The following is a 25,405-nucleotide window of genomic DNA, read 5'->3' as shown; positions in this document are numbered from 1 at the left end:
AATTACTATAGTTTATTTTTTCGATAAATAATGTACCTTCTACTTGTATACGATAATGGTACACTCCATACATGAACTAAACGCGTAAATGGCCAACATGCAAAAATGGTAAACCCTAATACCATATGTAATTTAAATTGCAATGGTACATTGGCCATCAAATCTGCGTGCGGTTTAAACATAAAGAGTTGTCTAAACCATACTGAAATGGTTTCACGATAATTAAAGTCGATATGCATGATATTCGTAACTATTGTAGAGTAACATCCCATGAAGATAATAATTAATAAAAGAATATTCACAAAAATATCCGAAAATGAACTTAAACGCCTTACATTTTTAATTGTAATTCTTCTAGCAGTAAGTAACAACATACCTATTAACGTCATTATACCAAAAATACTACCAATATAGACTGCTCCAAAATGGTACATATGCTCATCAATCCCTAATGAGTCCATCCAATATTTCGGTATAACAAGACCAACTACATGTCCAAAGAAAACTGGAATTACGCCTAAATGAAATAGCAAGCTTCCCCATTTCAGTCTCTTTTTCTCAATTAATTCGCTAGACTTTGCAGTCCAAGAAAACTGGTCATACTTATATCTTGCAATGTGTCCTATGATAAATATAGCTAAACATAAGTATGGATAAATGACCCATAAAAATTGATTAATCATGTTGAGCCACCCCTTCTGGTACTTCTAAACATAATTTCAAAGTCTTTCTTAATGCTTGTATTACGTACCCATATGGATGATTTTGTTTTCCAAGTTCATTTGCCATTACAAATGTTCCATCTTCAATAATCATGATGACTAATTGAATATTTTCTTCTGCCCTTTCATCGCCACGCCATTCTATTGTCTGTAAAAATTGTAGCATCAATGGTAGATAATCTGACAATTCATTATCTACCATTTTTAATCCAAACATTTCGTACAAAACTTTGAGTTTTGCTAACATTTTGCCTCTCTCTTTTTGAGTGTCGAATTGATTATAGGTCATATATAATGGTGCTTTTTTGCTAAAATCAAAGGTATCTGTATATATTTGTTGAATTTCAGATAACGTATATTGCATCATCTGTTCTCTAAATGCTATTAGGTCTTCATACCCCGGATGACTAGGATCGATGACTTCGTTAAATATATTTTCATTAAATGTCTTTTTCTCAGGGAAGCATAATTGCATTGCGATATATCCTAAACTGTCTTGATATCGATATAAATTGTCAAAGTTAATCACGGAAAATCCCTCCATAAAACCGCTCGTTATAAATGTCTTGACCTGATTTGTCCGTAGCAACAGCGACGCCGCATCCTTCACAATTAACGCCGAAGTTTTCACCACCATAACCTTGCGAACCTTGAGCGTGATAAGTATCTAAATAAGTTTCTTTATGTGTCGTCGGTATCACAAATCGTTCTTCATATTTGGCTAAACCTAATAATCGATACATATCTTTCGTTTGACGTTCAGTAAGTCCTAGTTGCGTTAAACGTTCAACATCGAAATCTTTTTGAGTCACTTGTGCTCTCATATAACTTCTCATCATAGCCATTTTCTGTAGTGCTTGTTTGACCGGTTTTGTAGCACCGGCTGTAAACATGTTCGCCAAATATTCTATCGGTAAGCGCATTTCTTCTATGGCAGGGAAAATCATATCCGGATCTTGTTCTGAATTTTTACCTTCAAAATAACTCATAATTGGGCTTAATGGTGGGCAATACCACACCATTGGCATAGTTCTATACTCTGGATGCAATGGGAATGCTAATTTATATTCAATTGCTAATTTATAAATCGGTGACTGTTGTGCCGCTTCAATCCATTCATGATTGACACCATCTTTTTCAGCTTGCGCAATGACTTCTTCATCAAATGGATCTAAAAATAATTCCAATTGTTTTTCATATAAATCTTGTTCATTTTCAGTCGACGCCATTTCTTCCACTCTGTCAGCATCATATAATAATACGCCTAAATATCTCATTCGACCTGTACAGGTTTCTGAGCAGACTGTAGGCATGCCTGCTTCAATTCTAGGGAAGCAAAATGTACATTTTTCGGCCTTATTCGTTTTCCAGTTAAAATAAACTTTTTTATAAGGGCATCCAGTCATACAATAACGCCATCCACGACATGCATCTTGGTCGACCAAAACAATACCATCTTCATCTCTTTTATACATAGCTCCTGATGGACAAGATGCAACACAACTTGGATTAAGACAATGTTCACACAATCTTGGTAGGTACATCATAAAGGTTTCATCAAATTGAAACTTGATATCTTCTTCTATCTTTTGAATATTTGGATCTTTAGGTCCAGTCACATGACCACCAGCTAAATCATCTTCCCAGTTAGGTCCCCATTCAATATCCATCTTTTCTCCAGAAATAACAGAGTAAGCTCTTGCTACTGGTGAGTGTTGACCTGCCTTAGCTGTTGTTAAATGCTCATAGTTATAATTCCATGGCTCATAATAATCTTGAATTAATGGCATATCAGGATTATAGAAGATTTTTCCAAGGGCTATTTTAGACCACTTGCTACCAGATTTAAGTTGTAATCTACCTTTTCGATTCAATACCCAACCGCCTTTATAGTGCTCTTGATCCTCCCAACGTTTGGGATATCCTGTACCAGGCTTTGTTTCAACATTATTAAACCACATATATTCTGCCCCAGGTCGATTTGTCCATGTGTTTTTGCAAGTAACGCTACAAGTATGACAACCTATACATTTATCTAAATTCAACACCATTGCTATTTGCGCTTTAATCTTCAAGCCAATTGACCTCCTTCATCTTTCTTACTGCTACATATACATCTCTTTGATTACCAATTGGTCCATAATAATTGAAATGATAACTAATTTGAGCATAGCCACCTATTAACTGTGTTGGTTTCAAATGAATTCGTGTTGGTGCGTTATGTGATCCACCTCTAGTATCTGTAATTTCAGAACCTGGCGTTTGAATATGTTTATCTTGTGCATGATACATAAACATGGTACCTTTAGGCATTCTGTGTGAAATAACAGCTCTCGCAGTAACGACACCATTTCGGTTATATACTTCTAACCAATCGTTATCCTGAATGTTGTGTTCTTTAGCATCTTCATCAGAAATCCAAACTGTTGGACCACCTCTAAATAGCGTTAACATATGCTTATTATCTTGATACATAGAGTGAATATTCCATTTACCATGTGGTGTAAGATAACGCAGAATTAAAGTATCAGTGCCACCTTTAATTTGTTTATCCTTAGTACCAAATACCATTGGCGGTAACGTAGGTTTGTAAATCGGTAAACTTTCTCCAAATTGTTGGAAAACCTCATGATCAATATAGTAACTTTGACGACCAGTTAACGTTCTAAAAGGAACGAGTCGTTCAATATTAGTTGTAAATGGTGAATAACGTCGTCCATTTTTATTTGATCCAGGGAACACTGCAGTTGGTATAACTTCTCTAGGTTGAGAACCAATATTTAAAAATGTTATTTTTTCAGACGCACGTTCACTTGAAATATCTGTTAACGTCATACCTGTTTGTTTTTCTAAGTCTTGATAAGATTTTTGTGATAATTTACCATTTGTAGCAGATGAAATATTCAACATTGCATCTGCTACATTTCGAGCAGAGTGAATTCTTGGTTTATCATTTTTGATAGAATTAGGGTCTTTATCATTCCAAGTCCCTAGCATACTTTTTAATTCTTCGTATTGTTCCTTCACGCTAAAACTAACGCCATGTGCCCCTACATTATCTGTCTCTAATTTCGGTCCAACAGAAACATATTTATCGTAAATTAACGTGTAGTCACGTTCTACGATTGTAAAGTTAGGCATGGTTTTACCGGGTATGGCATCTATCTCTCCTTTAGACCAATCTTTTACGATACCTAATGGTGTTGCTATTTCTTGTTTGGAATCATGACCTAACGGTGTTGTTACGACATCTTTATATGTACCTGGTAGATAATCCTTCGCCATTTCTGACACTGCTTTAGCGAGTGTTTTATAAATATCCCAATCTGATCGAGACTCCCACAATGGATCTATGGCTGGATTAAATGGATGAACATAAGGATGCATATCAGTAGAAGAAAGATCATGTTTTTCATACCAAGTTGCTGCTGGTAAAACAATATCCGAATATAATGGTGTCGCTGTCATTCTAAAATCGAGTGATACGAGTAAATCTAATTTACCTGTTGTTTCTTCTCGCCATTGAATTTCATCAGGTTTATCATCTTCGTTTGGTGATGCTAATAATCCTGATTTTGTACCTAATAAATGTTTCATAAAATATTCTTGTCCTTTAGCAGAACTAGAGATTAAATTAGAACGCCATACGAATAATGTTTTAGGATGGTTTTTTCTTAAATCCGGATCTTCTACTGCAAATTTTGTTTGTTTCGTTTTCACTTCATTAATCGCACGTTTTAATATGGCTTCATTTGAATCATCACCATTTTCTTTAGCTTCTTCTGCGAATAACAAACTATTCTTATTAAACTGAGGATACGATGGTAACCAACCTAATTTAGCAGCTGTAACATTGTAATCAGCTGGATGTTGATGTTTAATATGTTTCGCTAAAGGTGATTTCAATTTATCGACATTTGATTCTTCATATTTCCATTGATCTGTCGCGAAATAGAACCAACTTGTACCATTTTGTAAACGAGGTGGTCCTTGCCAATCTTTAGCAAATGCAATCGTATTCCAACCTTCAATAGGTCGACATTTTTCTTGTCCAACATAGTGTGCCCAACCGCCACCATTTACTCCTTGACAGCCACATAACATAATTAAATTTAAAATCGAACGATAAATTGTATCGGAATTAAACCAGTGGTTGATACCAGCACCCATAATGATCATTGAACGCCCTTCTGTGTCTATAGCGTTTTGGGCAAATTCTTTTGCAACTTGAACGACTAAACTAGATTTTATACCTGTAATGTCTTCCTGCCATGCAGGTGTATATTTAGAATGCGAATCATCATATCCCGTCGCTTCTAATTCATGATTAAAACGTTTGATACCATATTGACTAACCATCAAATCATATACAGTAGTAATATATCTTTCATCACCATTAGCTAATTTAATCTTCTTAGTAGGTATAGGGCGTTCAAAGACACCATCACCATTGCTATCAAAATATGGAAATTGAATTTGTTGTAATTCAAAATCGCTTTCATCCATGGATAAACTAGGTTGAATAACATTGCCATCTTCATCTTCTAATTTAAGATTCCATTGTTTACCATCTTCCCAACGTTGTCCCATCGTGCCATTTGGAACAACTAGTTGATTTGATAAGTTATCAAATAACACAGGCTTCCATTCTCCGTTTGTTGTATCTTGTCCAAGATCACTTGCTCTTAAAAATCGGCCTGCTTTCAAACCATTGTCATCTTGATCTAACATTAATACAAAAGGCATATCTGTATATTGTTTAGCATAATTAATAAATCGTGAATTAGGATTGTTGATATAATATTCTTGTAAAATAACATGTGTCATTGCTTGAGCAACTGCAGCATCAGTACCTGGGTTAGGTGCTAACCAATTATCAGCAAATTTTACATTTTCAGCATAATCCGGCGCGATAGAAACGACTTTAGTCCCTTTATATCTCACTTCTGTCATAAAGTGCGCATCTGGTGTTCGTGTTAATGGCACGTTTGAACCCCACATAATCAAGTAAGCAGCGTTATACCAATCACTTGATTCAGGAACATCTGTCTGTTCACCCCAAATTTGAGGTGATGCTGGTGGTAAATCAGCATACCAATCATAAAAACTTAACATTTCTCCGCCTAATAAATTAATGAATCGTGCGCCAGCTGCATAGCTCACCATAGACATCGCTGGAATAGGTGTGAATCCAGCTATTCTATCTGGACCGTCCTTTTTGATGGTATATAATAATTGAGCAGCAATAATATCAGTTACATCTTTCCAATTTGATCTTACATGACCACCCATACCACGCGCTTGTTTATAACGTTTGGCTTTTTCTTCATCTTCTACAATAGATGCCCATGCAGCTATTTTGTTTCCATGATTTTCTTCAAGTGCTTCTTGCCATAATTCTAAAAGTTGACCTCTGATATAGGGATATTTAACTCTTAATGGACTATATTCATACCATGAAAATGATGCACCTCTAGGACATCCTCTTGGTTCATATTCCGGCATTTCTGGACCACAACTAGGATAATCTGTTTGTTGATTTTCCCAAGTAATGACGCCATTCTTAACAAAAACTTTCCATGAACATGATCCAGTGCAATTCACGCCGTGTGTTGTTCTCACTTCTTTGTCGTGACTCCATCGTTCACGGTACATTTTTTCCCATTCTCTGCTTTTACTTTCAAGTACTGACCAATTACCATTAAACTTTTCAGTTGGCTTAAAAAAATTTAATCCAAATTTCCCCATAAGTATCCTCCTAGACCTTTACTTCATATATGCGTTCCTAACTTTTCAATTAGATTGTACATTTTTTCACAATATTTATATATTAGGGAATGTCCTAATTGCACTTATAAATTCCCTACAAAAAAGCAGTGCCTATTCTAGATAGACACTGCGTTATAGTTAATATTCATTGTGGATTTATATTTCAATAAATTGATGTGCATACTGCTTTAGTACTGATTTGTATAATGCTTGTTGAGAATAATGATACGTCTCATCTACTTCAATCATGGATCCATAACCTTGTTCATATAATAATTCACATTTTTCCAATGCGTGATTTCTATTCCCTTTTACAATATATATGATTTCTGTATGCTTAGCCTTATTTTGAGGTAGTGAATAGTTGATGATATCTCCAATGATACAAATACCTGGTAATCCTTCTACATTATATTGTGTTAACTTTTGCTCAATATTACTGATATTTCCAGTCAATATTTTCTCATCAAAAAGTGATGCACGAAATACAATAGCAATTGGGTAATCATAAGATGTATATTGTCTGATTTGCTTAATAATTCTAGGTAATCGTTTAACCCCCATATAAACTGCTAGCGTTCCTTTATTTAATAATGTACTAATATCAATGTCATTATCTTTTGAATCTTTAAAATGACCTGTTGAAAAAGTGACGTTTTTAGCTATACTCCTCATCGTTAGACCTAAGTTCATGGATTGCGCTGCTGCACTTGCCGATGTTACACCAGGCACAATTTCAAAGTCGATATTCAGCTTATTTAATGCTTCAACTTCTTCTTGGACTCGTCCAAATATAGCGGGATCGCCACCTTTAAGTCTAACCACATGATGATGTTTACTTGCAGCTTCAATCGTTTTTTGATTAATGCTTTCTTGTTGAATATGCTTAGTATATGGTTTCTTACCAACATCAACAATTTCTATTTCTGGCTTAGCATATTGTAAGATAAAGGGATTAACCAATCTGTCATATAATATGATATCAGCATTTTCAATGAGCCGTTGTGCTCTTTTAGTTAATAAGCTAGGGTTACCTGGACCTGCACCTACTAAGTAGACAGTTCCGTATTCATTTATAGACATATAAATATATCTCCATCTATGATTTCTACTGGATATGTTTCTACACAACCAGTATCTGGCTCCTGCACATTACCTGTCTTAAGGTCAATTTTTTGATCATGTAATGGACAATAAACATAACTTCCACTTACAGTACCTTCTGACAAAGGGCCTTCCTTATGGGGACAAATATTATTAACTGCAAATATCTCACCCTCATTTGTTAAAAACAAACCAATCTCTTTATCGTTTACGAATACTTTTTTACCAATTAGTGGTGTTAACTCATCTATACGAGACACTTTAATTTTCTGCATATTTTTCATGATTAAACCCTCTCAACTTCAAAGATTTTTTGTGATGCTTTATCATTTACGATTGCTTGCCAGGGTTCATCTTGAATCGCTTGTTTCGCTTCCATCACTCTATCGAAAAGTGCTTGTTGACGTTCGGGATCTAACAATACTTCTTTCACATTTTCAAAGCCAAGACGTTCTAACCATGGCGCAGTTCTTTCAGCATAGATTCCAGTTTCACGATAATATTGCATCAATGCACCACAAATACGAATCACTTCATCTTCTGTTTCTACAGTTGTTAGTAATTGTCCTTTTGTTACTTCAGTACCGCCATTGCCACCGATATAGAGTTGAAAACCGTTTTCTACAGATATTACACCAAAATCTTTAACACCAGATTCTACACAGCTTCTAGGGCAACCTGATACCCCCATTTTGAATTTATGAGGTGTATCAATATATTCAAATGTCTTCTCTAATCTAATACCAAGTTGAGTAGTATATTGTGTTCCAAATCTACAGAATTCTTTACCTACACAACTTTTAACTGAACGTGTTTTTTTACCATATGCCGAAGCTGAACGCATGCCTAAGTCTTCCCATACGCTTGGAAGTTCTTCTTTTTTCAATCCATATAATCCCACACGTTGAGAGCCAGTCACTTTGACAAGTGGTACATTATATTTTTTAGCGACTTCTCCCAATCTAATAAGTTGATCTGCATCTGTAACACCACCGCGCATTTGAGGAATAACGGAAAATGTACCGTCATTTTGAATATTTGCATGATAGCGTTCATTTGCGAATCGTGATTCCTTTTCATCTTTATGCTCATATGGATAAATCATGTTCAAATAATAGTTGATAGCTGGACGACATTTCGGGCAACCATTTTTATCTTTGAAGTTGAGTACATGTCTCACTTCTTTAGATGTTTTGAGTCCTTTGGCTCTAATTTGAGTGACAATTTGATCACGTGATAAATCTGTACAAGCGCATATACCAGTTGGTTTAGATGCTACAAAATCATCGCCTAAAGCATATTGTAGAATATCTGCGATTTGCCCTTTACATTTCCCACACGAATTTCCTGCTTTAGTCATTTTTGTTACTTCAGCAACAGATGTTAGTCCGTTTTTAGTAATTGCTTCTACAATTGTGCCTTTATTAACACCATTACAGCCACATATTGTTTCATCATCTGCCATATCCTCAATGGATACATTGGCATCTTCTCCACCTTTTGTTAATAAAGAGACTAACGTATAGTCTTCGATAGATTCATGTTTTTTCATCATATTATAGAATCGAGAGCCATCATCTGTATTACCATATAGCACTACACCGACAACTTCACCGTCTTTTAAAAATACTTTTTTATAATGATTATCGATACTATTAAATATTTCTATACCATGAATATCTTCGGTTTCTTCAATGGTACCTGCACTATATAAATCACATCCTGATACCTTTAAAGATGTAAATGTAGTGGAGCCATGGTAACCATTAGTTTCTTTTTGTGTTAAATAATCTGCTAGAACGATACCTTGCTCATATAATGGTGCCACTAAACCATATACTTTACCTTCACATTCTGCGCATTCACCCACAGCAAAGATATTTGGATCACTTGTTTGCATATATGCATTAACGATAATACCTCTATTGACCTCTAATCCTGCTGCTTTAGCTACCTCAGTATAAGGTCTAATACCTACTGCCATAACTACTAAATCAGCTTCTAGCACACGTCCATCTGCTAATCTAACGGCCTCAACATCTTTATCACCAAGAATTTCTTGCGTATTCGCTTGTAATTCAAAGCGCATGCCTTGTTGCTCTAAATCATTTTTTAGCATTTGACCTGCTTTTTGATCTAATTGCATTTCCATAAGCCACTCTGCTAAATGTATCACGGTTACTTCCATGCCTTGGTCTAATAATCCTCTAGCACATTCTAATCCTAAAAGGCCCCCGCCTATAACAATCGCTTTTTGTTTAGTTTGAGCTATCTCCATCATGCGTTTAGTATCATCAATTGTTCGCCATCCAATAACACTCGGTAAATCAGACCCTGGAATAGGTAATACGAATGCCTTTGAACCTGTTGCAATTATACATTGATCATACTCAAATGATTGCCCACTCTCAGTTATAACGGTCTTATTTGCTCTATCTAATATCGTCACTGAATCGTTATTAATCAATTTAATATCATGTTCTGCGTACCAGTCATATGAATTCATGATGGTTTCTTCCACAGTCATTTTATTTTGTAAAATATTAGATAACATGATTCTATTATAATTTGGGTAGTCTTCTTTACCTATAATGGTAATTTCAAAACGTTGCGGATCTCTATCCAAAATTTCTTCGATTGTTCTCAAACCAGCCATGCCATTTCCTATCATCACTAATTTGTTCTTAGTCATATATATGCCCCTTTATCACTTAAGATAAGTTATTTAAAGGATTGGATATAAAGGCACATGTCTTAATTTTTAAAATCGGAGTGCTTCTAGACGTTCTCGAATAATGAGTCTCAATGTGTCATCAAAATTGATTGACGGTGTGATGTGTAATTTACAATGAATAGCCATGTCATCAATGAGTCGTTTTACTTTATTGACCAATCTTCCATCAAACAAAAAGAGTGGCACGATGATTAATTCATCATATTGTTTTGATATCTCATCTAAATCATTTCTAAATGTTAAATCGCCATATAAGGCTCTTGCATAAACAGGTCGGTCCGAATCAATTGTTTTCACAAATGCTTTAAGTTCATCATGTGCTTTTGTAAAACGGCCACTTCCATTACCGTGTGCAATGATAACTGTTGCTGTTTTGGATGATTGATCGACTAGCTGCACATCGTCAATTCTTCTTTCTACTAGTGATTTCATATAAGGATGTGTGCCTAATGGTTCACTCATTTGACTTGAAATATGCGGATAATTTTCTTTCATCTCTGATAATATGTTTGGAATATCGCCAATATAATGCATCGCTCTAAAAATTAGCAACGGTACGATTCTAAATTGTGTGATTCCTTTTTCGATCATCTTTTCCATTGTAATTTCCAAACTCTGCGTGTCACTCTCTAAAAATGCTAATTCATAAAGGTACTCTTCATCTTTAAGCAAGGTTGTAATGAATTCTTCTAAGGCTTTATTTTGATTTCCTTTTCTCATTCCATGTGCCACTAAAATGTTGCCTACCATAATACCAATCCTTTCAACTTGAATTGTAAACTAATTCATATTACTTTTGTGATTAAATTCACATTTTTAGCGAAAATTAGGGAATCCCCTTATAAAGGTTCTATGAACTAAATATATAAATATTTAACTTTACAAAAAGAGATGTATAAAGATTTAAATTACATGTAATAAGATATATAATTAAAATATTGGTGGTTAATATATGTACTACTTCAATCAGCACCTATTTCAAATACATAACGATGCAACGCGTACATGCCTTATTAACGACTTAGTAAATTTTCATGATTAGAAAACAGAGAGGAGTCAACGACATGAAAAGATTTACTATTCTGATAATTATAGTATCTTTTATTTTAGCAAGTTGTAGCAGTAATGCAACAAATAAAAAAGATACGCTTAATGTTGAAATTCCATTAAAAACAACATCAATTGCGCCGTATGAAACGGATGTGCCTGTGAAAATCGGTGCATTAGAGTCATTATTCAAAATGTCTAAAGATGGTAAAGTGAAACCACTATTGGTTAAATCATTCAAGCAAAAATCTGATGATACCCTTACCCTTAAAATTAAAGATGACATTCATTTCCAAAATGGTCACAAATTAACTGGTGATGCTGTCAAACGTAGTCTAGAACAAGGTGTAAAAAAGAGTGACTTATTAAGTGGGTCTCTTCCTATTGATAAAATCACTGCAAAAGGTCAAGACGTGACCATCAAAACGAAGGAACCTTATCCTGAATTAAAATCTGAATTAGCGAGTCCATTCGCAGCTATTTATGACACTCAAGCGAAAGGCAAAGTTTCGGATCAACCAGTTGGCACTGGTCCCTATCAAATTGACAAATATCAACGTTCACAAAAAATACAACTATCAAAATATAAAGATTATTGGCAAGGTACACCTAAATTAAGCAAAATCAATGTCACTTATCATGAAGATGGCAATACTCGTGTTAACCACTTATTATCTGGCAAATCAGATCTAACTACAGATGTACCTATCGATCAAATTAATGATATTAAGAAATCTAACAAAGCAAATATTCAAAGTACATCTGGTTTCAGAACACATTTATTGCTTTATAATCATGACAGTAAAAAAATGAACAAAAATGTTCGAGAAGCATTTGATGCAGTCATTAATCGTAAAGAGATTGCTAAAAATGTTTCCAAAAATTATGCCAAACCCGCTTCTGGCCCATTTAATGACCGATTGAAACATATTAAAGATGGCAAGGTTCAACCACAAGATATTAACAAAGCGAGAAAACTATTAGCCAAAGAAGGCTACACTAAAGATCACCCTTTAAAAATCAATATAGTTACTTATGACGGTAGACCTGAATTACCTAAAATTGGACAAGTCATCCAATCTGAAGCTAAAAAAGCAAATATTGATGTGAAATTAAGAAATGTAGATGATATCGAAGGATACTTGAAAGATAAAGATGCATGGGATGCATCAATGTACAGTTACTTAACTGTTCCTAGAGGAGATACAGGTTATTTCTTTAATACTGCATACTTACCAAAAGGCGCAAATAACAAAGGTAACTATAATAATAAAGAGGTTACGCAACAAATCAAACAACTCAACCAAACATTCGGTCAATCAGAACGTGAGCAACTAACTAATCAAATATTGAAAACGTCTGACAAAGACATTCCAAATAGTTATATAACGTACAATGACCAAATTGACGGTGTAAGTAAAAATGTGAAAAACTTCAATGTAACACCGGAATCTATTTATTTAATTGATTACAAATTAGACAAAAAATAATAGAATTAAAATAGCCAGTAAATGAATAATCCAACTCATTTACTGGCTATTTTTTAACCCTTTGTGATTAATTTTAAAATGGGGGTTGGCCTAGAATCTTTTCTTCAAAGCGTTCAGGAATTAATATTTTTCTCATAATCACACCTAAATCACCATCATCGCTTTCATGCTCAGCATATATTTCATATCCTCTTTTTTCATAAATACTTAATAACCAAGGATGTAATCGCGCGGATGTGCCTAATGTGACTGCTGAGGCCTTTAATGTATCTCTTAAAAAGTCTTCTTCTACATATTTTAATAATTGACTACCATAACCTTGTCCATCAAATTCTGGTTGTGTTGCAAACCACCAAACGAACGGATAACCTGAAATACTTCTGATACTCCCCCAAGGATATCTTACTGTAATTGTTGAGATAATTGTGTCGTTTAATTCTAATACAAATGTAGTATTATGTTTGATATTGTCTGCTACCATTTCCTCTGTGGCATTCACTGATGGCCAGTCGATACCTAGCTCTCTTAATGGCGTAAAAGCTTCATACATAAGTCGATGAATCGATAAAACATCACTTTGATCTGCAATTCTTATATTCACGTTACTCATTCTCTTCACGTCCTTCATTTTCTCTATTCATGACATTAAGCGTAAAAAGAAAAACGACAAGAGTCAATCAACTTGTTTGATAGGTATCTATAAAAAAGTAAGGGGGTGGGATAGAAATAATAAAGAACCACTAATCATTTATGATGTAGTGGTTCTTACGCATTAGCCACAGCTAATGTGTACTTTAAAATCTGTAGATTTTCTTTTCGAAATTCTCTATGTTTGGGGCCCGTCACCCCGGCAATGTTAACTAGAAATGAAAAAGCTTGGTACATTAGACCTTCTTTGTAATTTATTACTTAGACGATTTTATGCATGAACTTTAGTTCATGTATACCTCTAAAGCTTAATTTGAACACATGAGTCAATACGCATGTGTAAGTCAACTACTGCCTATATATGAATGTAACTTGAAATATATTTATGTCCCAACCTGTTACACACATATTATTATTTTAATTGTGAACGTTGCCCATTTAAGTATGCATAAACTAATCCAACAAAGATACCACCACCAATGTAATTACCTATTAAAGCAAATACAATATTTTTTAACACACCTAAACCGGACATTCCATCAATATTGAAAAAAAGCATACCTGAGAATAACCCTGCATTAAATACAACGTGTTCATAACCCATGAAGACAAACACAACTACTCCACAAGCAATAAAGAAAGCCTTTGTTAATCCTTCTTTAAATTGCATAGAAACAAAGATACCTATATTAATAAAGAAATTACAGAAAATACCTTTTACTAATATATTTAACCACGTTGATGCTTCCGTTTTCTTTTGTACGGTTTCAGTTAGTGCATCAGTCATTTCTGGTGTCATCACATGTGCATATTTCATTAAGAAAAATAAGATAATTCCACCAAGTACATTACCGATAAAGCAAAATGTAAATATCCATATCACTTTATTCAAACGTATCGCTTTATAATACCAACCTACTGTTAGATACATAAAATTACTTGTTAATAATTCTGAATTCGTTAATACAATTAATACTAAGGCTAAACTAAATGCGATGGCACCAAGTAAATTTATTAAACCATCAATTTGTGTAGCAGCAAATTGTGTTTTAATAGCTAGCATAAATACCGTGACAATAGATAACAAGAATCCTGCCATCATTGCTTTTAACGCATAACGCATAGGTGTTCTGTCAGCCATGACTTCTTTCATTTGCGCTTGGCTTACTACCGCTTCCATAATAGACTTAGTTGCGTATGTATCTTCGGTAGTTTTTCGATTTTCCATCATATTCTCAATTACTCCCATCTTTTTAAAATCATTTATTTCATATTCATTATATGAAGAAATAAAGATGATGAATAGTGGTAATTTTTTAACAAATGATAAAATGCTTTTTAAGTTATTTATAAATATTTGATAGAATTGGTTTTACATTTCAATTTAATGATTGTCTCATCTAACATTTGAGACAACTGAATAACCAAACCAATATAAAAGAGAAAAACTGAGATAGAGACATAATAATTGTCCCCACCCCAGTCCATATTTAAATATTAGCGATCCAATTATTTTCGTTTTAATTTTGAAAAATAATGTAATCCTGATGCAAAAATACTATACCCTAGTAGCGTTCTTAATATAAAACGCACATATTGGTTAGCAAAACATTTGGAGTTAATGACAACCGCCGAAATTAAATGTGTAAATGAGTATAGTCCTAATACAATTAGATATCTTTTTTTCATCAAATCAACCTCTTTTTTTAATAAGATTTCAATTCAATGATACACCCATATGAACTTCCACGATTGGCACAATTTATTTACAATTATGATTTTAATAGTTTTTCTAATTGGTCTAATGTTGAATTCATACCTTCTTCGACCCCCATATCAAGCGCTTGTTGTGCAGCCTCTTTTGAAGGTAAAACGGATGTTGACGTCACTGTAGTTTGATTAGGTTGCTTTTCCTCAAATTCAATTGTGATATGCATGCCAGGCATGTTAGGATCTTTGTCACCTTCAGGTGTAGCGAAAAAGTCTAAGTATTCAATGTAATTAGGTTTTTCAATTTTTTTATATTCTGAACGCGTGTAACTTGTCATATCAGGTGTGTGAATAGCAAAGAACGCATGTCCACCTTCTTCAACATTGAATTCAAATACTTCTGTAGAAGCACCTTCTGGGTGAAACCATTGTTTAAACAAATCTTCTTGTGTATATGCGTTAAATAGTTCATGAATCGTTCCTGTAAATGTTCTTGAAAAGATAATTTTATTTTTCTCTACTTTAATAGTCATTTATATTCTCCTAAGTTTTGATTATTAAAATCAATTTTATCATAGCAAAATAGATTAGAAGTTACTAAAAATTGAATCATAAAAAACACCTCATCATGCTAGAATCAAATTCTAACATCTGAGGTGTTACTGTTTATCTCATATTAATTAGTGTTCATGCTCGTGTTCATGCTCTTCATCTTTTACTTTAATTTTACTATCTAAAGCTTTTTTAATGTTTTTAATGTTTTCTTTCATTAATGATTGATATGAAAGACCTTTTTTATTTTGTTGTTCTTTAGTTACAGATTCCATATTGTTGAATTTTAATGGTTTCGCGTCTGTTTCTTTTCTAATTGTGTCAGTGATCTTATTGGATACATTTTCTTCATATAAAATGTATTCTACTTTATTCTTTTTAATTTCTTTCACAATGTTTGTAAGATCTTTTTGTGATGGATCTTCTGCACTCATATTTTGAACACCTATTTGTTCGAATCCATAACGATTAGAAAGATAACCTAAAGATTCATGAGAGATAAATACTGCATTACCTTTTTTACCTTTAGTCGCATCTTTCATATCTTTATCAATATTCTCTAGATCTTTGTTTAATTTTTTATAGTTCTTTTCATAATATTTCTTATGATCTGGATCTTTTTTCACAAGTTGATCTTTAATCTCTTTAGCGAATGTTTGGTCCATCTTAGGATCTAACCAAACGTGCGGATCATATTTACCATGATGGTGATGTTCTTCTTCGCCATGATGTTCTTCTTCACCTTCATGATGATGGTGATCAGCTAATAAATCATTTTTGCTAATTTTATCTTGTAGAGATAGTTTTTTATCATCTTTTTTAATAGTTGAAGCCACTTTTTTAGCTACTGGGTCTAAATCGTCACCAGTGTAAATGAATAAATCAGATTTTGCTGCACTCATCATATCTTTTTGAGTAGGTTCATAACTATGTAAATCTGCGCCCGCTGGATAAATTGATTTAACATCTACATATTTACCACCAATTTGTTCTGTAAATGATTTCAATGGATATACTGTTGTATTGACTTTTAACTTATCTCCTTTTTTATGATCATCACCGTTGCCACATGCAGCAAGTGCTAATATCATAAGAGGAATAAGTAGCAATAAACTTAATTTTCTTTTCATATCGTTCCTCCTAAATAGTAATTATTACGATTAAAAATTATATACCTTACTTTCACAAAAAACAAGCCTATCCATACAACTTTTTGTATCAATCTTATCTTTTAAATATTCAAAATAATTTAAACTTTATATGACCATACCCAGTATCACCATTACCTAGCTAGTTATCCATCATCTTTATTAAATTTTTACAATATCAATAAAAGGTCGAGATATAATGCTACTGCAAATTGGAAACGATTCCTCGTCGTCCAAAATACAGGCATAAATCCCGACCTCATTATATAAATGATTTATTTTGATTGAAGTAATTTATCATATTCTTTAAAGTGATATGGATCTTCCACTTTTTTGCCATTGATAAAAACTGTTGGCGCTGTCTCAATATGATGTGCTTTTGTATCTTTCTTATCTTTATTTGCAGCTTTCCATGCGGCACTATTTTTAGTTTTATATTCTGACTTTATTTTTTCTTTTTGATCTGCAGAAATATTCAAATGATCAATCTGTTGGTCAACTACTTTTTCAGTAATCCACGCTTTCTTTTCATCTTGTTGATGCTCGAACATTAATTTTTGAAATTGTAAATAAGAACGAGGTGCAATATTTTGAACTGCATGACCTGCTCTTGACCCTATAATTGAATCTTTACCTAAAAATGCCATATTAACGTATTTAATTTCCGCTTTATGGTTGTTTAAATATTTCTCTTTAAGTTTAGGCATCACATTCTTTTCAACCTTTTTACAATATGGACATTTAAAATCACCATAAATAACAATAAGTGGTTTACCATCTTTAGTGGCTTGAGGTGATTTCACCTCTTCTTTACCACAACCACTTACTAACACGATGATTAAACTTATACATATCATACCGATTAATTTTTTCATTGTTGCTCCTTATCACTTATAGCAGGCTAGCGCATATTTTCTTCTTTGTAATCCGGATCATGTTCTTGATAATAACCTTTTGAGTTAAAGTTTTCTTTATATTTAGCTTTTTTACCATTAAACTCATAAGTATAATAACGGACTTCTTCATCATCACTTAAAGGTTTATATGCTAAGATAACGTATTTACCTTTATCATAAACATAGATATTAGCATCCTTTTTATCAAAGTGCTTCACTTCATCGCCAGCATCTCTTTTGGCTATTTTAGTTTGTTTCTTTTCTTGTAGCTTAACCGCTTTATCAATTTTATCTGTATACTTTCCACTACTACATCCAACTAGTATTAGCGTTAATATACTAATCATCACTACGAATCTCTTCAATATGTTCACTCCCGATAATATGACTCATATGAAATGAAATCTTATTTTAAATCATGTCATCTTTCACTCTAAATTTTATCATAGAATGCAGAGCATAACAGTATCAATTAATACAAAAAACACAATTTTAAATTAATTTTAAAAATAAATAGAATGTATGATTTTATCACATCATACAAAAGTATGACGCTATTTTTTATGTTATGATGTGTAATGATAGTAGTATTTTGATAATATAATTATTGACGATTTATTCATTAGTTTTTATTTCTAGAGGGGAAGATATATATTGAAATTCGTAAACTTAACATCCGAAGAATTCGGTAAATTTACTTCAGAACATTTTTCACATTACACACAATCAAGCATTCATTATGATAATCGACATGAAATGCGTGGGGACGTTCATCTTGTCGGTGTTAAAAACGACAAAGATGAGGTCATTGCAGCTTGTCTTTTAACTGAAGCACGTACATTAAAATTCTTTAAATATTTTTATACACATCGCGGTCCAGTCATGGACTATAATAACTTATCACTAGTACATTTCTTCTTTAAATCTTTAACTTCATACTTGAAGAAACATCTTTGTTTATATGTACTTGTTGATCCTTACATTCTCGAAAATTTAAGAAATGCTGATGGTGAAATTTTAAAATCATTCGATAACCGTGCTGTTATCAAAACAATGGAAGATTTAGGCTATAAACACCAAGGTTATACAGTTGGATATGATATGATGAGCCAAATTCGTTGGCTTTCTGTCCTAGATTTAAAAGGTAAATCAGAAGATCAATTAATGAAAGAAATGGACTATCAAACACGTCGTAATATTAAAAAAACATATGAAATGGGCGTGAAAGTACGTACGTTATCTATAGATGAAACGGGTACATTCTTTGATTTATTTAGAATGGCAGAAGAAAAACATGGTTTCAAATTCCGTGACCAACCCTACTTTGAAGAGTTACAAAAAACATATGGCGACAATGCTATGCTTAAATTAGCCTATATCGATTTACAAGAATATCTCACTACTCTAGAAGATAAACACAAGGATTTATCAAAACAACTTCATGATGTAGAAACATCTCTACAAGAGAATCCAAATTCTAAGAAAAATAAAACAAAGCATACGCAAATTAAACAACAATACGATAGCAACGAACGTAAGATTAGCCAAACTAAAGATGAAATTGCAAAAGAAGGTCAAGTATTGAACTTAGCCGCTGCAATATATATTTATAACGACCATGAAGTATATTACTTATCTAGTGGTTCTAATCCAAGATATAACCCTTATATGGGAGCATACCGTTTGCAATGGGAAATGATTAAATTTGCCAAAGCACATCATATTGATCGTTACAACTTCTATGGTATTACTGGCGACTTTAGTGAAGATGCTGAAGATTATGGTGTTCAACGCTTTAAAGAAGGCTTTAACGCTAATGTATATGAATATATCGGAGACTTTGTTAAACCGATTAAACCATTGTTCTACCATGTAAAAGAATTAATTGAAAACAGAAAAAAATAAGTATACTAAAAAATCCCAGTGAAACTGAATTCACTGGGATTTCTTTTTCTTATAAATACTATTGAATAACATTTAAGAAACGTTTAAGTTCATCTGTTTGTGGACGGTTAAAAATATCGTCAGGTGTACCCTGCTCGCCTATTTTACCTTCATGAATAAATACAATTTGGTTGGATACTTCTTTAGCAAATCGCATTTCATGTGTAACGATGACCATCGTCATACCTTCTTGTGCTAAATCTTTAATCACTTTCAATACGTCATTAACAAGTTCAGGATCAAGTGCAGATGTTGGTTCATCAAATAGCATAACTTTAGGATTCATAGCTAAAGCTCTAGCAATCGCTACACGTTGTTGTTGACCACCGGATAATGCATGTGGGCGTTGATCTTTCACATGTGTTAAGCCTACTTTTTCTAGTAGCTCTAGTGCTTTTGTTTTAGCTTCTGATTTACTTTGCTTCTTAACAGTCACTAAACCTTCCATGACATTCTCTAGCGCAGTCTTGTGTGGGAATAAATTATAACTTTGGAACACCATCCCGGACTGTTTACGTACTTCAATCTGTGATTTTTTGTCCTTTGCAGTATATGTTTTACCATTAACAAAAACTGTACCTTCAGTCGGTATTTCTAAAGCATTCATCATACGTAAGAGTGTTGTTTTACCTGAACCGGAACGTCCAACTAAAGTCACAACTTCGCCCTTATCCACTTTTAAATCGATACCTTTAATCACTTCTGTTTGATTAAATGATTTATGAATATTCGATAATTCGATCATGAGCGATACCCTCTTTCAATGTATGATTCATAAAAGCTTTGAATAACTGAAATGATGAAACAAACGACCCAATACATTAATGCAACTAAAAGATAAATCGTTAAATATTCATAAGAAGTTGAAGCAACTTCTTGTGCTTTACGGAACATTTCAGCCACTAAGATAAATCCTAATAAAGATGTATCTTTAATAAGACCTAAGAAGGTATTACCTAATGCTGGAATTGATACACGAATCGCTTGTGGCAGAATAATACGTTGAACAGTTTGGCGATAATTCATTCCGATTGAATAAGCCGCTTCTGTCTGTCCTTTTGGTATAGAAATGATACCACCACGAATAATTTCAGATGCGTACGCACCCACATTAAGTGATAACCCTATAATAGCTGCGATAACTGGTGCTAATGTCCATTGGTTATCAGCATCGTTTGTTAAGAGTCTTCCTAATTCTGGAATACCATAAAATATAATAAATAATTGAACAATCATTGGTGTACCACGAATGATTGATACGTATACACGCGCAATACCTTTTAATACTTTACTTGTAGAAATACGCATTAGTGCTGTAAATAAGGCAATGATTAAGCCTAATACAAATGTTACAAGTGTGATTGGGATAGAATATTTCACTAATCCTTCTAACATAGGTCCAAATGCTTGCTTTGCAGCGTCTAAAGCATGAAGTTGTTCACTATTCAGGTTTAGAAACATCTTGACCAAACCATTTCTTACCTATTTTTTTAAGTTCGCCACTCTCTTCAATTTTCTTCAATCCGTCATTGAATTTTTGTACAGTTTTATCATCAACTTTTTTAGAGAAAGCGAATGCTGATTTGTTTTTCTCAGCGTCACCTTTAATTGCCTTGATTTTAGCGTTAGGCTTTTGCTTTTTATAATCTAAATATGAGAGGCTATCGTTAAATGTAGCATCTACACGATTAGATAATAATAAGTCCATTGATTGGTTAAATCCATCAACTTTTGTGATTTTAGCGCCTTTATCTTTAGCTAATTGACCATAGTTAGAAGTAAATGTTTGTGCTAACTTTTTACCTTTAACATCATTGAATGATTTAATATTTTTTTCATTTTCACGTACGACTAATACCGCACTTGAATAAGTATAAGGATTAGAGAATTTGTATTTTTTCTCTCTATCTTTATTAATACCTACTTGGTTGGCAATCACATCAAAACGACCTGCATCTAGTCCTGCAAACATTGAGTCCCAAGATGTTTCGTTAAATTTCAATTTAAGTCCTTCTTCTTTCGCTACTGCTTTAATAACATCAATATCGTAACCAGTTAACTTGTCTTGCTTATTGTGGAATGTGAAAGGTGCGTATGTACCTTCCGTACCCACTCGGATTGTATTGTCATCTTTACTACTTGATTTACTATCTTTGCTTGAATTGTTACCACATGCTGCTAATACAAATACTAATGCAATGACACAAAATAAAAGTCTTTTCATTAAACTATTCTCCCTTAATCTTATTATTCTAATCGGAATAAAAACATTTTAATCCTTAATGGGTGGTAAGTCAATAACTAGTTACTGGCTTTTGACTGTCATCACAACTCTGATGAGCTATTGTTCTTCTGTCGATTTTGTATTTTTCTTTAACATAAATGAGCATAAGAAGCTCACAACTGTAATTATAACTGCAAATAAGAAACCAGCATGATAACCATGTAATAATGTATCTATTTTAATTTGTCCTAACATTTCGCTACGTTTCATACCATCATAATTACTCATATCTGGTGAATAGTGCTTACTTGCTTGCGTTAAAATAGTAATTAAAATAGCTGTACCAATTGATCCTGCAATTTGTTGTACTGTATTAGTCATAGATGAACCATGTGCATTCATTTCATATGTTAATTGGTTCATTGTATGTGTCATCACAGGCATTAAACCTAAAGCAATACCAATCATACGTATGCCATAAACGGTAGCTAACATCACTGAACTTGTATTTTCATCCATAATGACAAAATAACCTGTGGTAATAATTACAATCATCATACCGATAAGCGCTAAAGGTTTGGCACCGAATTTTTCATAAAGTCCACCTGAAGCGAATGACATAATCGCCATAACAATGGCACCAGGTAATAAAATCAATCCAGAGTCTAAAGGCGTACGGTTTAATAGATTTTGAACAAACATAGGTAATACTGTTTCAGAACCAATCATAGAAACCATTGTGACTGCCATAATTAATATACCGATAGTAAATTGAGTGTTTTTAAACACACTAAAGTTTAATAATGGTGTTTCAAGTTTAGATTGTCTCCAGATAAATAAGGCAACAAGTATCACACCGCCAATAATAGTAGTTAGAACGAGAGGATCATTCCAACCGTCGTGAGAAATTGAACTTGTTCCATATAACAAACCACCAAATCCTAAGACAGATAAAATGATAGACATGATATCAATAGGTACTTTGATTGTTTCGCCCACATTTTTCACTGTAAATAGTGCAATGATAAATGTGATTGCAGCAATAGGAGCAACTACATGGAATAGTGATCTCCAATTTAAATACTCAACTAAATAGCCTGATAATGTTGGTCCAATAGCTGGCGCAAGTCCAATAACTAAACCAAACATCCCCATATATTTACCACGTTCATGTGGCTCAAATATATTCAAGATGGTTGTCATCATGAGGGACATCATGATACCTGAACCTAATGCTTGAATAATTCTAGCTATTAATAAAATAGTAAAATTAGGACTAAATCCACCTAACATTGTTCCTAAGAAGAATATAAAAATACCAACTAAAAAAACCTGTCTTGTCGTATAACGTTGGATAAATAATGCTGATAATGGAATCACTACCCCATTAGTTAATAAAAAGGCTGTTGTCAGCCATTGTACTTGTGAATATTCAATGTTGAAATCTTTCATAATACTAGGTAAAGCTGTTGTTAGTAATGTTTCATTTAACAAACCAAAGAAACCGCCTAATAACATCGTAATCATCATTACTAATTTTGCTCTAAGCGTCACTGATACTCCTCCCTACTTTCCTTTTTCATTTATCTGGTCATTATACAGTTATTGAATGTAATATGCATTTTTTAAGTTCAAAAAGTCCCAATTCTACAAATCGTAATAATTACTATTTACATTTTAGAATCTTTACGCCATAATATAAACAGATAAAGGAGGTCATATTATGAAAACAGATGTACAAACTGCACGCCGTAATTTGCACAGTCCCAATATTAAAACAAGAAAACGTTCTTTAAAAATTATCAAACAACATAAAAGAGCAAAGTAATACTTTCCTATTTCTATATATACATTTACAAGAGATATGATACTTTCATTTGATGCAAATCATCATATTGCTAGACATCATTAATCCACATTAATATTACTCCACAAAAAGGTCACCTATTGATGCAACCATCAACAAGTGACCTTTTATTTTTTGATTATAAATAGTATTTGTCTTTAACTTCTAATTCATCTGTTAATTCATAGACTAATGGCGCCCCTGTTTTAATTTCATAACCGATAATATCTTCATCTGATACATTTTCTAAGTACTTAATTAATGCTCGGATTGAATTACCATGTGCTGAAACTAATACCGTTTTATCATCTAATAAATGTTGAGAAATTTGGTCAGTCCAAATTGGAACTACACGTTCTAATGTATCTTTCAAGCTTTCAGAGTATGGCATCATTCGATGATCTAAATGACGATATCTTCTGTTTTTCAAATATTCATTACGTTGTTCTTCACTTTCTGCAGGTGGTTGAATATCGTAAGAACGGCGCCATTGATGAACTTGTTCTTCACCAAATTGTTGTCTTGCATCATCTTTATTTAATCCTTGCAACGCACCATAGTGACGTTCATTTAAGCGCCAGCTTTTATATACTGGTATCCATTGTTGTTTTGATTGTGCTAAGATATACTGCGTTGTTTCCAATGCGCGTGTTAATAATGAAGTGAAGGCAACATCTATCTCTAACTGATTCTCTAATACTTTCTTACCTGCTGCAGTTGCTTCTTCAATACCTTGCTCAGATAAGTTAACATCTGCCCATCCTGTAAATAAATTTTTCGCATTCCATTCACTTTGACCGTGACGACATAAAATTAATTTTGGCATCATTTAACACCTTCCTATTTATATAACAAACTATCTTGAAGGATAGTTGATATGTATATTCAATTAAAAACTCGTTTAATAAATCGATTCATTAAATTTATATCTTCATTATAGAACTACCATATAGAATTTCAATCATTTACATTTGCTCTTATGTTGTAATTTTTTGACATATTTTTATTTTTATTGCAATGAATGTATTCTCACTAACATGTGTGTCATCATCTTTTTATTTTCATGTAACCTACGCAATCAATTGAGATGTTATAGTATGCAATACATTCAGACTCATATCTTTGGGAGATATCACTTTAAGTCGAATGATTTACACTAACTAAAGGAGTTAACTATAATGAAAAAATCTATTTTAGCAATTATCGCTACAATTTCTATAGGTGCTACAGGCATGGAAGCACATCAAGCTCATGCAGCTGAAAACAACCAATCATCACAACAAAATTATTCAGAAAGTAATGAATCTACAAATAGTGTTTATCAAGAATTCATAGACGCAGACGGTACTAAAGCATTGTGGGATAGCATTGTTATGCCAGAATCAGGTGGTAATCCTAATGCATCAAATGGACAATATCATGGTTTAGGTCAAACGAACCAATCTTGGGGTTATGGTTCCGTTGAAAACCAAACTAAAGGTATGATTAATTATGCCAAAGAACGTTACGGCTCAATCGATAAAGCTATTTCATTCAGAGAAGCTAACGGCTATTGGTAAGATTTAAATATT

24 protein-coding genes are annotated in these 25,405 nt (G+C 33.2%); 4 read left to right on the top strand and 20 right to left on the bottom strand.

The window, feature by feature from the left end; genetic code table 11:
* Positions 1-5 precede the first annotated feature (5 nt).
* The 8 genes from narI to ssp1_RS02435 form a co-directional block, all read right to left on the bottom strand.
* A complete protein-coding gene (narI, locus tag ssp1_RS02470) occupies positions 6-683 on the bottom strand; it encodes a respiratory nitrate reductase subunit gamma (RefSeq protein WP_049425529.1) in 678 nt (225 codons plus the stop codon).
* Complete coding sequence (narJ, locus tag ssp1_RS02465) at positions 676-1,251, bottom strand: nitrate reductase molybdenum cofactor assembly chaperone (protein WP_075778137.1); 576 nt, start codon at positions 1,249-1,251, stop codon at positions 676-678. The genes narI and narJ overlap by 8 nt, the downstream gene beginning before the upstream one ends.
* Positions 1,244-2,797 (bottom strand): nitrate reductase subunit beta, encoded by a 1,554-nt coding sequence (narH, locus tag ssp1_RS02460; protein WP_049425528.1) that lies wholly within the window; start codon positions 2,795-2,797, stop codon positions 1,244-1,246. Before narH ends, narJ begins: the two co-directional genes overlap by 8 nt.
* On the bottom strand, positions 2,787-6,470 hold the full coding sequence (locus tag ssp1_RS02455; protein WP_107536173.1) for a nitrate reductase subunit alpha: 3,684 nt from the start codon (positions 6,468-6,470) through the stop codon (positions 2,787-2,789). The genes narH and ssp1_RS02455 overlap by 11 nt, the downstream gene beginning before the upstream one ends.
* A 177-nt stretch (positions 6,471-6,647) precedes the next feature.
* The gene (cobA, locus tag ssp1_RS02450) at positions 6,648-7,574 is read right to left on the bottom strand and encodes a uroporphyrinogen-III C-methyltransferase (protein ID WP_002450339.1); all 927 of its coding nucleotides are present in this window, start codon (positions 7,572-7,574) and stop codon (positions 6,648-6,650) included.
* Positions 7,565-7,879: a nitrite reductase small subunit NirD gene (nirD, locus tag ssp1_RS02445; protein ID WP_075778134.1), complete on the bottom strand. Its 315-nt coding sequence runs from the start codon at positions 7,877-7,879 to the stop codon at positions 7,565-7,567. Before nirD ends, cobA begins: the two co-directional genes overlap by 10 nt.
* Before the next feature lie 2 nt (positions 7,880-7,881).
* Positions 7,882-10,287, bottom strand: coding sequence for a nitrite reductase large subunit NirB (gene nirB / locus ssp1_RS02440; protein ID WP_118828105.1), 2,406 nt, complete (start codon positions 10,285-10,287; stop codon positions 7,882-7,884).
* A gap of 69 nt (positions 10,288-10,356) precedes the next feature.
* Positions 10,357-11,079: a sirohydrochlorin chelatase gene (locus tag ssp1_RS02435; RefSeq protein WP_118828104.1), complete on the bottom strand. Its 723-nt coding sequence runs from the start codon at positions 11,077-11,079 to the stop codon at positions 10,357-10,359.
* Between the two features lie 314 nt (positions 11,080-11,393).
* Here ssp1_RS02435 and nikA point away from each other — a divergent pair, with 314 nt between their 5' ends.
* Positions 11,394-12,866, top strand: coding sequence for a nickel ABC transporter substrate-binding protein (gene nikA, locus ssp1_RS02430; RefSeq protein ID WP_075778131.1), 1,473 nt, complete (start codon positions 11,394-11,396; stop codon positions 12,864-12,866).
* A 73-nt stretch (positions 12,867-12,939) separates the two neighbouring features.
* On the opposite strand, the gene ssp1_RS02425 is transcribed toward nikA, so the two are convergent.
* From ssp1_RS02425 to ssp1_RS02395, 7 genes are all read right to left on the bottom strand, one after another.
* Positions 12,940-13,476, bottom strand: coding sequence for a GNAT family N-acetyltransferase (locus ssp1_RS02425; RefSeq protein WP_075778130.1), 537 nt, complete (start codon positions 13,474-13,476; stop codon positions 12,940-12,942).
* 450 nt (positions 13,477-13,926) lie between these two features.
* The gene (locus ssp1_RS02420) at positions 13,927-14,745 is read right to left on the bottom strand and encodes a formate/nitrite transporter family protein (protein WP_075778129.1); all 819 of its coding nucleotides are present in this window, start codon (positions 14,743-14,745) and stop codon (positions 13,927-13,929) included.
* Between the two features lie 278 nt (positions 14,746-15,023).
* Positions 15,024-15,203 (bottom strand): hypothetical protein, encoded by a 180-nt coding sequence (locus tag ssp1_RS11995; protein WP_075778128.1) that lies wholly within the window; start codon positions 15,201-15,203, stop codon positions 15,024-15,026.
* Between the two features lie 83 nt (positions 15,204-15,286).
* Positions 15,287-15,757, bottom strand: coding sequence for an SRPBCC family protein (locus ssp1_RS02410; protein ID WP_049424556.1), 471 nt, complete (start codon positions 15,755-15,757; stop codon positions 15,287-15,289).
* 147 nt (positions 15,758-15,904) lie between these two features.
* Positions 15,905-16,906 carry a metal ABC transporter solute-binding protein, Zn/Mn family gene (locus tag ssp1_RS02405; RefSeq protein ID WP_002450347.1) on the bottom strand — a complete coding sequence of 334 codons (1,002 nt, stop codon included), beginning with the start codon at positions 16,904-16,906 and terminating at the stop codon, positions 15,905-15,907.
* Positions 16,907-17,199: 293 nt separating this feature from the next.
* Positions 17,200-17,799, bottom strand: a complete 600-nt coding sequence (locus ssp1_RS02400) for a thioredoxin domain-containing protein (protein ID WP_075778127.1) — start codon at positions 17,797-17,799, stop codon at positions 17,200-17,202.
* 26 nt (positions 17,800-17,825) lie between these two features.
* Positions 17,826-18,167, bottom strand: a complete 342-nt coding sequence (locus tag ssp1_RS02395; RefSeq protein WP_228077266.1) for a DUF4467 domain-containing protein — start codon at positions 18,165-18,167, stop codon at positions 17,826-17,828.
* A 307-nt stretch (positions 18,168-18,474) separates the two neighbouring features.
* Here ssp1_RS02395 and ssp1_RS02390 point away from each other — a divergent pair, with 307 nt between their 5' ends.
* Positions 18,475-19,725 carry an aminoacyltransferase gene (locus tag ssp1_RS02390; protein WP_075778126.1) on the top strand — a complete coding sequence of 417 codons (1,251 nt, stop codon included), beginning with the start codon at positions 18,475-18,477 and terminating at the stop codon, positions 19,723-19,725.
* 58 nt (positions 19,726-19,783) lie between these two features.
* Here ssp1_RS02390 and ssp1_RS02385 read toward each other — a convergent pair whose 3' ends face one another.
* The 4 genes from ssp1_RS02385 to ssp1_RS02370 form a co-directional block, all read right to left on the bottom strand.
* The gene (locus tag ssp1_RS02385; protein WP_002450351.1) at positions 19,784-20,509 is read right to left on the bottom strand and encodes an amino acid ABC transporter ATP-binding protein; all 726 of its coding nucleotides are present in this window, start codon (positions 20,507-20,509) and stop codon (positions 19,784-19,786) included.
* Positions 20,506-21,225, bottom strand: coding sequence for an amino acid ABC transporter permease (locus tag ssp1_RS02380; protein ID WP_002450352.1), 720 nt, complete (start codon positions 21,223-21,225; stop codon positions 20,506-20,508). The genes ssp1_RS02385 and ssp1_RS02380 overlap by 4 nt, the downstream gene beginning before the upstream one ends.
* Positions 21,206-21,988 carry a transporter substrate-binding domain-containing protein gene (locus ssp1_RS02375; protein ID WP_002450353.1) on the bottom strand — a complete coding sequence of 261 codons (783 nt, stop codon included), beginning with the start codon at positions 21,986-21,988 and terminating at the stop codon, positions 21,206-21,208. Before ssp1_RS02375 ends, ssp1_RS02380 begins: the two co-directional genes overlap by 20 nt.
* Before the next feature lie 117 nt (positions 21,989-22,105).
* Entirely contained in the window at positions 22,106-23,542 is a 1,437-nt protein-coding gene (locus ssp1_RS02370; RefSeq protein ID WP_075778125.1) for an MDR family MFS transporter, read from the bottom strand.
* A gap of 169 nt (positions 23,543-23,711) precedes the next feature.
* Here ssp1_RS02370 and ssp1_RS02365 point away from each other — a divergent pair, with 169 nt between their 5' ends.
* Positions 23,712-23,816 (top strand): putative metal homeostasis protein, encoded by a 105-nt coding sequence (locus ssp1_RS02365; protein ID WP_118828103.1) that lies wholly within the window; start codon positions 23,712-23,714, stop codon positions 23,814-23,816.
* A 157-nt stretch (positions 23,817-23,973) separates the two neighbouring features.
* Here the strand turns inward: ssp1_RS02365 and ssp1_RS02360 are convergent, their stop codons facing one another.
* Positions 23,974-24,660 (bottom strand): 2,3-diphosphoglycerate-dependent phosphoglycerate mutase, encoded by a 687-nt coding sequence (locus ssp1_RS02360; protein ID WP_002450355.1) that lies wholly within the window; start codon positions 24,658-24,660, stop codon positions 23,974-23,976.
* 352 nt (positions 24,661-25,012) lie between these two features.
* Between ssp1_RS02360 and ssp1_RS02355 the strand changes: the two genes are divergently transcribed.
* Complete coding sequence (locus ssp1_RS02355) at positions 25,013-25,393, top strand: aggregation-promoting factor C-terminal-like domain-containing protein (protein WP_118828102.1); 381 nt, start codon at positions 25,013-25,015, stop codon at positions 25,391-25,393.
* The last annotated feature ends 12 nt before the right edge of the window (positions 25,394-25,405 follow it).

Source organism: Staphylococcus sp. M0911, assembly GCF_003491325.1.
GTDB lineage: Bacteria > Bacillota > Bacilli > Staphylococcales > Staphylococcaceae > Staphylococcus > Staphylococcus warneri_A.
This window is presented reverse-complemented; position numbering and strand designations above follow the sequence as displayed.